The sequence below is a fragment of the Actinocorallia lasiicapitis genome (assembly GCF_054778695.1).
The window spans coordinates 1-1,990 of record NZ_BAAGZI010000633.1 but is presented as its reverse complement, the minus strand read 5'-3'; the positions used below and the strand labels follow the sequence as shown (position 1 = coordinate 1,990).

At 72.7% G+C, this 1,990-nt stretch carries 1 protein-coding gene and 1 pseudogene; both read right to left on the bottom strand.

The features are described 5' to 3' along the window. Window positions 1-32: 32 nt before the first annotated feature. The gene (locus ACYVE7_RS33165) at window positions 33-1,613 is read right to left on the bottom strand and encodes a serine/threonine-protein kinase (protein WP_460370421.1); all 1,581 of its coding nucleotides are present in this window, start codon (window positions 1,611-1,613) and stop codon (window positions 33-35) included. Between the two features lie 44 nt (window positions 1,614-1,657). Then, a pseudogene (locus ACYVE7_RS33160) lies at window positions 1,658-1,990 on the bottom strand (hypothetical protein); the annotation flags it as partial.

The window sequence follows — 1,990 nt, the reverse complement described above, 5'->3', positions numbered from 1 at the left end:
CCCCGACGCCAGGACGGCGGCGCCCGCCCGTCTCACCGGTAGTAGGGCGCCGGCGGGGCCTGGTAGCCGAGCCCGCCGACGGCCACGAACAGGGTCTGCGCCTTCGTGGTCAGCGGGTGGACGGGGCCGAGCACCTCGACGCAGTCGGCCTGGAGCGCCGACGCGATCGCCTGCGCCTTGGGGAGCTGGCCGAGCGCGTGGTTGACCTGGCCGAGCAGCAGCCGCGTCTCGAGCGTGTCGGGGTGCTTGGTGCCGAGCAGCCGGCCGCGCGCGGTGGCGGTCTCGTACGCGACGGGCAGCGCTTCGGGGTTGCGGCCGAGCGCGTGCAGGGTCCAGCCCTCGGTGTTGCGGGCCTCCTGGGTCTCGGCGTTCTCAGGACCGAACAGCCGGCCCCTGTCCCGTGAGACGCCCTGGGCGATCGGCAGCGCCTCCCCAGCCCGGCCCACCGTGTAGAGGATCTTGGCGACCAGCAGCCAGCTCCGGAGGGTCTTGGGGTTGTCCTGGCCGTAGATCCTGGTCCTGGACTGGGCGACGGTCCGTCCGACGGCCTCGGCCTCGACCGCGCGTCCGGCCAGGTACAGCGCCGAGGCCAGGATGTTCCGGCTGCTCAGCGTGTCGGGGTGTTCGGGCCCGAGGATCCGGGCGCGGCCGTGCGACGCCTGCTCGGCGGCCGTGACGGCGTCGGCGAACCGGCCTTCGTGGCAGTAGCGGGCCGCGCGCCGTGAGAGCTGCTCGTACTCGTCGACCGGCGCGGCGGGGGCGGCCTGCGCCGGGACGCTCGACACCGGCGCCGAAGTGATCGCCTTGAGCCGCCGGACGACGTCCGCGCAGTCGGCGGGCCGGGCCGCGGGGTCCTTGGCCAGCATGTCCCTGACGAGCCGGTCGGCCTCGGCGGGCACCGACGGGTTGTGGTGCCGCGGCCCCTTCGGCTCGTACTTCAGATGCCCCTGGACGAGGGATTCGATGCCCTCGTCGATCGGGAAGGGCGGTTGCCCGCAGAACAGTTCGTGCAGCATCCCGCCGAGGAGATACAGGTCTGTCTTGGCGGTGATGTCCTTGCCGAGGAACTGCTCGGGCGCCATGTAGACGGGGGTGCCGAGCACCCCGCTGCCGGTCAGGCCCGTCGCCGACGACAGGTGCTTGGCGATGCCGAAGTCGCAGAGCTTCGCGCGTCCGCCCGTCACGACCATGACGTTGGCCGGTTTGAGGTCGCGGTGGATCACGCCCGCGGTGTGCGCGGCGCCGAGCGCCTCGGTGATCTGGATCGCCAGGTCGATCGCCTGCCCGCTGGGCAGCCCGCCCGCGTGCTTCTCCAGCAGTTTGGCCAGGTCGTCGCCGGTCAGCAGCTCCATGACCAAGTAGAGCACGTTGCCGTCCTGGTCGACGTCGTGCACGACGGTGATCCCGGGGTGCTGGAGGGTGGCCGCGAGCCGCGCCTCCCGCAGGAACCGCTTGACCCCTTCGGGATCCTCCGCGGGGGCCTGCGGCAGCACCTTCACCGCGACCTTCCGCCCGAGCCGGTTGTCGGTGGCCAGGTACACCTGGCCCATCCCGCCCTTGCCGAGCATCTGCTCCAGCTCGTACCGTCCGCCGAGCACCACCTGGTCCGCCACCGTCAAGCCTCCGTCCGCTCTTCCCCGCATGATCTCATCGGATTTCAGCACCTGTACGCGGGAACGGCGCAGGAGACGGGCTCCGGGGCGGTCAGCGCGGCCAGGATGGCCTCCGCGAGCTGCGGCGCAACCGTGAACAGGTCGGTTTGACGTTGTTCGGCCCCAGGTGGTTCGGCCCTCGGTGGTTCGGCCCGAGGTGGTTCAGCGCGGACCGTCCTGCCGTCGGTGTAGCCCGTCGAGGTGACGGCCAGGTAGGGCCCGGCGCGGCGGAAGGCGCTGGCCTGGCGTGCGGTGTCGGAGAAGCGGGCGGCGACGGAGCCGGGGAAGCCGAGGGCGCGCGCGCCGGGGCTGGGCCGTCCTTCGGTGGGGACGGCGCC